2 tRNA genes and 2 rRNA genes are annotated in these 815 nt (G+C 47.4%); all 4 read right to left on the bottom strand.

The window, feature by feature from the left end:
• Positions 1-254, bottom strand: a 23S ribosomal RNA gene (locus ACQRBV_RS27540); the annotation flags it as partial.
• Between the two features lie 238 nt (positions 255-492).
• Positions 493-568, bottom strand: a tRNA-Ala gene (locus ACQRBV_RS27535).
• A 30-nt stretch (positions 569-598) separates the two neighbouring features.
• Positions 599-675 (bottom strand) — tRNA-Ile (locus ACQRBV_RS27530).
• A gap of 82 nt (positions 676-757) precedes the next feature.
• Positions 758-815, bottom strand: a 16S ribosomal RNA gene (locus tag ACQRBV_RS27525); the annotation flags it as partial.

Here is an 815-nt window from a genome sequence, read left to right as displayed (position 1 = left end):
CGCTCGCCACTACTAAGGGAATCTCGGTTGATTTCTTTTCCTCAGGGTACTTAGATGTTTCAGTTCCCCTGGTTCGCCTCTTGCACCTATGTATTCAGTACAAGATAACCATCTTATGATGGCTGGGTTCCCCCATTCAGACATCTCCGGATCAAAGTCTGTTTGCCGACTCCCCGAAGCTTTTCGCAGGCTACCACGTCTTTCATCGCCTCTGACTGCCAAGGCATCCACCGTATGCGCTTCTTCACTTGACCATATAACCCCAAGCAATCTGGTTATACTGTGAAGACGACATTCGCCGAAAATTCGAATTTCTCAACTAAGAGAACTCACAAATTTTACCTTAGCCTGATCCGTTACCAGTGAAAGTAACGTTCAGTCTATCTTTCTATCACATACCCAAATTTTTAAAGAACGATCTAATCAAAGACTAGAAATCAATATTCACTTCAGAATATTCATTTCTACACTCTAACAAGCAGAAGCAGTTAATGGTGGAGCCAAACGGGATCGAACCGTTGACCTCCTGCGTGCAAGGCAGGCGCTCTCCCAGCTGAGCTATGGCCCCGTATTTCTACAGGCGTTTCCCACACAAAATTGGTGGGTCTGGGCAGATTCGAACTGCCGACCTCACCCTTATCAGGGGTGCGCTCTAACCAACTGAGCTACAGACCCAATTTCGGGCTGCTTCTTATCGTCTTCTTCAATGAATCAAGCAATTCGTGTGGGAGCTTATGGAGCAGCTGATGTCGTCGATTAAGGAGGTGATCCAGCCGCAGGTTCCCCTACGGCTACCTTGTTACGACTTCACCCCA

The organism is Pseudomonas sp. R11F, assembly GCF_050312575.1.
GTDB lineage: Bacteria > Pseudomonadota > Gammaproteobacteria > Pseudomonadales > Pseudomonadaceae > Aquipseudomonas > Aquipseudomonas palleroniana.
This window is presented reverse-complemented; position numbering and strand designations above follow the sequence as displayed.